General features: G+C 63.6%; 7 protein-coding genes and 1 rRNA gene. All 8 read left to right on the plus strand.

The features are described 5' to 3' along the window. The first annotated feature begins 71 nt into the window (after positions 1 to 71). Positions 72 to 323 (plus strand): RNA chaperone Hfq, encoded by a 252-nt coding sequence (gene hfq, locus BLR99_RS19725; protein ID WP_011794570.1) that lies wholly within the window; start codon positions 72 to 74, stop codon positions 321 to 323. 61 nt (positions 324 to 384) lie between these two features. Beyond that, positions 385 to 1,557, plus strand: a complete 1,173-nt coding sequence (hflX, locus tag BLR99_RS19730) for a GTPase HflX (RefSeq protein WP_011794571.1) — start codon at positions 385 to 387, stop codon at positions 1,555 to 1,557. Between the two features lie 57 nt (positions 1,558 to 1,614). After that, positions 1,615 to 2,979 carry an FtsH protease activity modulator HflK gene (gene hflK / locus BLR99_RS19735; RefSeq protein WP_017438085.1) on the plus strand — a complete coding sequence of 455 codons (1,365 nt, stop codon included), beginning with the start codon at positions 1,615 to 1,617 and terminating at the stop codon, positions 2,977 to 2,979. A gap of 18 nt (positions 2,980 to 2,997) precedes the next feature. Continuing rightward, positions 2,998 to 3,897, plus strand: a complete 900-nt coding sequence (gene hflC / locus BLR99_RS19740) for a protease modulator HflC (protein WP_011794573.1) — start codon at positions 2,998 to 3,000, stop codon at positions 3,895 to 3,897. Positions 3,898 to 4,048: 151 nt separating this feature from the next. Beyond that, the gene (locus BLR99_RS19745) at positions 4,049 to 5,203 is read left to right on the plus strand and encodes an ATP phosphoribosyltransferase regulatory subunit (protein WP_011794574.1); all 1,155 of its coding nucleotides are present in this window, start codon (positions 4,049 to 4,051) and stop codon (positions 5,201 to 5,203) included. Between the two features lie 27 nt (positions 5,204 to 5,230). Beyond that, complete coding sequence (locus BLR99_RS19750; RefSeq protein WP_011794575.1) at positions 5,231 to 6,610, plus strand: adenylosuccinate synthase; 1,380 nt, start codon at positions 5,231 to 5,233, stop codon at positions 6,608 to 6,610. Positions 6,611 to 6,664: 54 nt separating this feature from the next. After that, a complete protein-coding gene (locus BLR99_RS19755) occupies positions 6,665 to 7,189 on the plus strand; it encodes a phosphoribosyltransferase (protein ID WP_011794576.1) in 525 nt (174 codons plus the stop codon). 480 nt (positions 7,190 to 7,669) lie between these two features. Continuing rightward, positions 7,670 to 7,799, plus strand: a 16S ribosomal RNA gene (locus BLR99_RS19760); the annotation flags it as partial.

The raw sequence follows: 7,799 nt of genomic DNA on the forward strand, positions 1-7,799 counted from the left end.
TTCGCCCTGGGCGACGGAAGGCTGTGGTAAGGTGCAGCTTTACAACAATATTCCTGAACACGGAGAATATCGTGAGCAACAAAGGTCAACTTCTTCAAGACCCCTTCCTGAACGCACTGCGCCGCGAGCACGTGCCTGTTTCCATCTACCTGGTCAACGGTATCAAGCTGCAGGGGCAGATCGAATCCTTCGACCAATACGTCGTGCTGCTGCGCAACACGGTCACCCAGATGGTCTACAAGCACGCCATCTCCACCATCGTTCCGGGACGTGCCGTCAATTTCTCGACGGCCGAACCCGCGGATGCCGAATCCGGCAATTGACATTCCTGCGCCCGTGTAGGTACACCCTGGACAGGGCGCATGCCCCGTCCAGGCTGCTGTCTTGAGTTCTTCCTCATCCCCTGAACCGCAATCCACTCCCGTCATCCTGGTGGGGGTGGATTTCGGCCTTCCCCATTTCGATGCCGAGCTGGAAGAGCTGGGCCTGCTGGCTCAGACCGCGGGCCTCGCGCCCGTGGCCCGGCTGACCTGCAAGCGCAAGGCGCCCGATGCCGCGCTGTTCGTCGGCAGCGGCAAGGCCGACGAAATCCGCATGCTCGCGCAGATGCACGGCGCGGTGGAGGTACTGTTCGACCAGGCCCTCAGCCCGGCCCAGCAGCGCAACCTCGAGAGGCATCTCGAGCTGCCGGTCACCGACCGCACCCTGCTCATCCTCGAGATCTTCGCGCAACGCGCCCGGAGCCACGAGGGCAAGCTCCAGGTCGAACTCGCCCGTCTGCAATACCTGAGCACCCGCCTCGTGCGCCGCTGGTCCCACCTGGAGCGCCAGCGCGGCGGCATCGGCGCGCGTGGCGGCCCTGGCGAAACCCAGATCGAGCTCGACCGCCGCATGATCGACGACGCGATCAAGCGCACCCGCGAGCGCCTGCAGAAGGTCAAGCGCCAGCGCGCCACCCAGCGGCGCCAGCGTGCCCGCCGGGACACCTTCAACATCTCCCTGGTCGGCTACACCAACGCCGGCAAGTCCACGCTCTTCAACGCGCTCGTGAAGGCGAGGGCCTATGCCGCCGACCAGTTGTTCGCCACGCTGGACACGACCACCCGCCAGCTGTACCTGGCCGAACTGGGCGGCACCGTGTCCCTGTCCGACACGGTGGGCTTCATCCGCGACCTGCCCCACGGCCTCATCGATGCCTTCCAGGCCACCCTGCAGGAAGCCGTCGATGCCGACCTGCTCCTGCATGTCGTGGACGCATCCAATCCCGACTTCCCCGAGCAGATCGCCGAGGTCGAAAAAGTGCTTGGCGAAATCGGGGCCGGTGAGATTCCCCAGGTCCTGATCTTCAACAAGCTGGATGCCGTGCCCGCCGAACAGCAACCGCTGGCCATGCAGGACACGTACGAATGGGACGGGCGCCAGTTGCCGAAACTGTTCGTCAGTGCCCGCACCGGGCAGGGGTTGCCTGAACTGCGCAGCCAGTTGACCGCTGCGGCACTGGCCGCCCGCGAAAACCCCATGACCCCAGGCGCCGATGCTGAATTTCCAGCGCCTTGAGGCCAGTTGGGCACAATGCCGCGAGACCCATCTTCTCGAAAACTAGAGATCTATCGCATGAATCATCCTTTCAGAGCCTGGCGTCTGGCATCGCTGCCCGGGCGGATCCGGGGCATGTTCAATCTGAATGATCCCCGCTGGGGCCGCGGCGATGACAAGGCTGATGGTGCGAACCGCCCGGATTCCGATCGTCCGAACCCGCCTCCCGGGGGTAACCGCGGCCGCGATCCCCAGGGCCAGCCGCCCGACCTGGACGAACTGTGGCGCGACCTCAACCGCAAGCTCGGGGGCCTCTTCGGCGGACGCAACGGCGGCGGGCGCGGTCCCGGCAACGGATCGGGCGGTGGATTCCAGCCCGACATGAAGAACACCGGCGTGGGCGTCGGCCTGATCGCCGCGGTGGCCGTGCTGATCTGGCTGGGCTCCGGCTTCTTCATCGTCCAGGAAGGGCAGCAGGCCGTCATCACCCAGTTCGGCAAGTACAAGACCACGGTCAACGCCGGCTTCAACTGGCGCCTGCCGTACCCCATCCAGCGGCACGAACTCGTGTTCGTCACCCAGATCCGTTCCGCCGACGTCGGCCGGGACAGCATCATCAAGAGCACCGGCCTGCGCGAGTCGGCCATGCTCACCGAGGACGAGAACATCGTCGAGATCAAGTTCGCCGTCCAGTACCGCCTGAACGATGCCCGGGCCTGGCTGTTCGAGAGCCGCAACCCCGGTGAAGCCGTGATCCAGGTGGCCGAGACGGCCGTGCGCGAGATCGTCGGCAAGATGCGCATGGATACCGCCCTGGCCGAGGAACGCGACCAGATCGCGCCCCGCGTCCGCACCCTCATGCAGACCATCCTGGACCGCTACAAGATCGGTGTCGAGGTGGTGGGCATCAACCTGCAGCAGGGCGGCGTGCGTCCGCCCGAGCAGGTGCAGGCCGCGTTCGACGATGTCCTGAAGGCCGGTCAGGAGCGCGAGCGCGCGAAGAACGAAGCCCAGGCCTACGCCAACGACGTGATTCCCCGCGCGGTCGGTTCCGCTTCCAGGCTCACCGAGGAAGCCGCCGCCTACAAGGCCCGGATCGTCGCCCAGGCGCAGGGGGATGCCCAGCGCTTCAGCTCCGTGCTCACCGAGTATCAGAAGGCGCCGCAGGTCACCCGCGACCGCATGTACCTCGAAGCCATGCAGCAGATCTACTCGAACGTCACCAAGGTGCTGGTGGACTCGCGCCAGGGTTCGAACCTGCTGTATCTCCCGCTGGACAAGATCATGCAGAACGTTTCCCAGGGCGGAGCCGCCGCGGCGCCCACCCCGGAAGCGCCCCCGGCATCGTCGTCCTCATCCATACCTTCCAGTACCACCCAGGCATTCCCCATCGATTCCCGCGCGCGCGACACCAGCCGCACCCGGGACCGTGAAGCCCGCTAGCCCGAGGGAGAGACAGTCGTGAACAGAGTCGGATTCATCGTTTCCTCCCTGCTGGTAGTGCTCGCCCTGCTCAGCTCCGCGCTATTCGTCGTGGACCAGCGCCAGTTCGGCGTGGTGTACCAGCTCGGGCAGATCAAGGAAGTCATCACCGAGCCGGGCCTCAACTTCAAGCTGCCCCCGCCGTTCCAGAACGTGCGCTACATCGACAAGCGCCTGCTCACGCTGGACAGCACCGACACCGAGTCCATGCTGACCGCCGAGAAGCAGCGCGTGGTGATCGACTGGTACGTGCGCTGGCGCATTTCCGATCCATCGGAGTACATCCGCAACGTGGGTCTCGACGAGAACGCCGGCGCCCTGCAGCTCAACCGCGTCGTCCGCAATGCCTTCCAGGAAGAAGTCAACCGCCGTACGGTCAGGGAATTGCTGTCCACCAAGCGCGATGCGCTCATGTCGGACGTGAAAAAGGAAGTCCTGGAGGTCGTCAAGGGCACCAAGCCCTGGGGCGTGGACGTCGTCGATGTGCGCATCACCCGCGTCGATTACGTCGAGGCCATCACCGAGTCCGTCTATCGGCGCATGGAAGCCGAGCGCAAGCGCGTGGCGAACGAACTCCGCTCCACCGGCGCGGCCGAGGGCGAGAAAATCCGCGCGGATGCCGACAGGCAACGTGAGATCACCATCGCCAACGCCTACCGGGACGCCCAGAAGCTGAAGGGGGAGGGCGATGCCGAAGCCGCGCGCATCTATGCGGATGCGTTCGGACGCGATGCCCAGTTCGCCCAGTTCTACCGGAGCCTCGAAGCCTACAAGTCGAGCTTCAGCAAGAAGAGCGATGTGGTGGTGGTCGATCCGTCGTCCACCGAGTTCTTCAAGAACTTCCGCGGAAACGCGGCATCCCCCGCTCCTCGCAATTGAGTCCATTCCGATCGGGAGGGCCGGCCGCTCCGCGCCGGCACCTCCAGCCGCGCAGGCTGGCACGCCTGTGCAGCATTCCGCTCGTCCGCTGCGAGACGGCGGCACCGGCAGTGCCCGGTAGAATTGCATTTTTAACAGACACCCCCTTCCCATGTCCGCTTGGGTCCTGCCGGATCACATTGCCGATGTCCTGCCTTCGGAGGCCCGGCACATCGAAGAACTGCGTCGAGGGCTCATCGACACCGCCCGGGGCTATGGCTATGAACTGGTCATGCCCCCGATGTTGGAGCACCTGGAATCCCTGCTGTCCGGAACGGGGGAGGCGCTCGACCTCCAGACGTTCAAGCTGGTGGATCAGTTGTCCGGCCGCTCCATCGGCCTGCGTGCCGACATGACCCAGCAGGTCGCACGGATCGATGCCCACCTGCTGAACCGCTCCGGTGTGACACGTCTCTGCTATTGCGGCCCCGTGCTGCACACCCGGCCGGACCGTCCCCGCGCGACCCGCGAACCCCTGCAATTCGGTGCCGAAATCTATGGCCATTCCGGCATGGAGGCCGACCTGGAATCCGTGCTGCTGGCACTCGACTGCCTGCACCTCGCAGGCGTCGAGGGCGTCAGCGTCGATCTTTCCGACGCCCGCGTCGTCCGCACCCTGCTGGAGCCCATCGCCGCGGATTCCGCCACGGTCCGGCGAATCTACGCGGCGCTCGCTGCCAAGGATGCCTCCGAGCTGTCGCAGGCGTCGGCGGGGCTGCCTTCCGGAACCCGGCGTGCGTTGTCCGCCGTGCTGGAGCTCTATGGCGACGCCAGCGTCCTGGACGAGGCCCGGACCGCGCTCAGCGACGTGGCCGGTGTCGAAGAGGTGCTCGCCAACCTGAAATCCATCGCCGCGCATCTCGAGGGCCGCACGGTGTCGTTCGACCTCGCCGATCTGCGCGGCTATTCCTATTACAGCGGCGCCCGCTTCACCATCTACGCCCGCAACGCGACCGATGCCGTCGTGCGGGGGGGGCGCTACGACGAAGTGGGGGCGGCCTTCGGCAGGACCCGGCCGGCCGCGGGCTTCAGCCTCGACATCAAGCAACTGGTCGGCATTGTTCCCCCACGGACGCTGAAAGCGGCGATCAGGGCCCCCTGGGCTGCCACGCCGGACGCCCATCGCTTCATTGCACAACTCCGCAGCGCGGGTGAAACCGTGGTCTGCGTGTTGCCGGGCCACGAAAGCCAGGTGCAGGAATTCCAGTGCGACCGCGAGCTGGTGCTCGAGCAGGGCCAGTGGATGGTGCGGCCTCTTCCATATTGATGAACATTGAATCCAGGCAGGTTTGACATGCAAGCAGCGATCAAAGGGCGAAACGTCGTCGTGGTGGGCACCCAGTGGGGCGACGAAGGCAAGGGCAAGCTCGTGGACTGGCTCACCGAAAGCGCCCAGGGCGTGGTGCGCTTCCAGGGCGGCCACAACGCGGGCCACACCCTCGTCATCAACGGCGTGAAGACCGCGCTGCACCTCATCCCCAGCGGCATCATGCGGCCCGGGGTCAAGTGCTACATCGGCAATGGCGTCGTCCTCTCGGCGGCCAAGCTGTTCGAGGAAATCGAAGGGCTGGAGAAGGCCGGAGTGGAAGTGCGTTCCCGGCTGCGCATCAGCGAGGCATGCCCGCTGATTCTGCCGTTCCACGCCGCACTGGATGTCGCCCGCGAGGCCGCGCGCGAACATGGCGGCAGCGAGAAGATCGGTACGACCGGCCGTGGCATCGGCCCCGCCTATGAAGACAAGGTGGCGCGCCGCGCCCTCCGCGTCCAGGATCTCAAGCATCCCGAGCGCTTCGCCGCGAAGCTCAAGGAACTGCTGGCGCTCCACAACCATGTGCTGAAGTCCTTCCTGCACTCCGGATCCTTCCAGTTCGGCAGCGCACTGCAGCCCTATCTGAAGGATGGAGAGGTGCAGTTCGACGCGGTCTACCAGGAAGCGATGCGCCATGCCGAGCTGCTCAAGCCCATGATCGCCGACGTATCCCGCGAACTGAACGAAGCCCACAAGGCGGGCGCCAACCTTCTGTTCGAAGGTGCGCAAGGCACGCTGCTGGACGTGGACCATGGCACTTACCCCTATGTGACTTCCAGCAACTGCGTTGCCGGCAACGCGGCGGCAGGATCCGGCGTGGGCCCAGGCCTGCTGCACTACGTGCTGGGTATCACGAAAGCCTATTGCACCCGGGTGGGCGGCGGGCCGTTCCCGACCGAGCTGGAATGGGAAAAGCCGGGCACCCCGGGCTACCACATGAGCACCATCGGCGCCGAAAAAGGCGTGACCACCGGCCGCAGCCGGCGCTGCGGCTGGTTCGATGCCGCACTGCTCAAGAGAAGCGCCCAGGTGAATGGCCTGACCGGCCTGTGCATCACCAAGCTGGACGTGCTGGACGGCCTGGAGGAACTGAAGCTCTGCGTCGGCTACGAACTCGATGGCGAGCGCATCGACATCCTGCCCATGGGGGCCGAGGAAATCGCCCGCTGCGTTCCCGTGTATGAAACCCTGGCGGGCTGGAGTGATTCCACCGTCGGCGTCACCCAATACGACTCGCTTCCTGCCAATGCGCGCCGCTACCTGGAGCGCATCGCCGAAGTGACCGCCGTGCCCATCGCCATGATCTCCACGAGTCCTGACCGGGACCACACGATCATGATGCAGCACCCCTACGCCGCGCAGTGAGCGCGGTGCGCCATATCCGTTTTTCCTGAAAGCGCATTCCGGAGCCCCTCACCCATGTTGACTGAAGACGGCAAGCACCTCTATGTGAGCTACGACGAGTACCACGGCCTGATCGAAAAGCTGGCACTGAAGGTGCACCAGTCCGGCTGGCAATTCGACACCATCCTGTGCCTGGCACGTGGCGGCTTGCGGCCGGGGGACATCCTGAGCCGCATCTTCGACAAGCCGCTGGCCATCATGTCCACCAGTTCCTACCGTGCAGAGGCCGGGACGGTGCAGGGCCATCTCGACATCGCCCGGTTCATCACCACGCCCAAGGGGGAAATCGCGGGTCGTGTTCTTCTCGTCGATGACCTGGCCGACTCGGGCCATACCTTGAACGCCGTCATCTCGCTCCTGAAGTCCAACTACGCGCCTATCACCGAACTGCGCAGTGCGGTCATCTGGACGAAGGCGATGTCCACCTTCACGCCGGACTACTCCGTGGAGTTCCTGCCCACCAATCCTTGGATCCACCAACCGTTCGAGGGGTACGACCACCTGACGCCGGAAAAATTGATGGAAAAATGGACGCTGTGAGCAAAAAAATGTGTACACTAGCGGGCTTCGCTACTGAGATTGCTGCGGTTCCTGAGTGGGCTGCGATGAAGGTAGGTGGCGAAGGTGGTAGAAGAGAAAAGTTTTGCTGAGAGTTGCGCTGGTGGAGAAAACTGGTGTAGAATTCAAGGCTTCGCTGATCTGAAGTGTTGCAAGAAATTGCAGCGGTTGAGGTTGGCGGGTGGTTGAGAGTCGAAAGACAAATAACCACAAAGTTTGACAGGACTTTAAAAAATCTGTTAAAATTCAAGGCTTCGCTGATTGCAGCGAGTCAGAGGAAAAGAGAAATCTGATCTTCCGGTTCCTTAAAAATATACAGCCGATAAGCGTGGGCGTTTGATGGCGAGTGCCAAGTTCTTCGGAACTAGTGCTTAGCACTACAAACGCTCATGAGAATAGAAGTGAAGTTCACTTCAATTCCGTTTTTATGAGTGAAGTCGAAAGACTTTAAATTTCAAGATCGAACTGTAGAGTTTGATCCTGGCTCAGATTGAACGCTGGCGGCATGCCTTACACATGCAAGTCGAACGGTAACAGGTCTTCGGATGCTGACGAGTGGCGAACGGGTGAGTAATACATCGGAACGTGCCCG

This window comes from Paracidovorax citrulli (assembly GCF_900100305.1).
Lineage (GTDB): Bacteria > Pseudomonadota > Gammaproteobacteria > Burkholderiales > Burkholderiaceae_C > Paracidovorax > Paracidovorax citrulli.

What these genes read in the sequence shown, in the direction of transcription:
- hflK (WP_017438085.1), top strand. Translation starts at nt 1,615, where the DNA reads ATGAATCATCCTTTCAGAGCCTGGCGTCTGGCATCGCTGCCCGGGCGG.
- BLR99_RS19745 (WP_011794574.1), top strand. Translation starts at nt 4,049, where the DNA reads ATGTCCGCTTGGGTCCTGCCGGATCACATTGCCGATGTCCTGCCTTCG.
- BLR99_RS19755 (WP_011794576.1), top strand. Translation starts at nt 6,665, where the DNA reads ATGTTGACTGAAGACGGCAAGCACCTCTATGTGAGCTACGACGAGTAC.
- BLR99_RS19750 (WP_011794575.1), top strand. Translation starts at nt 5,231, where the DNA reads ATGCAAGCAGCGATCAAAGGGCGAAACGTCGTCGTGGTGGGCACCCAG.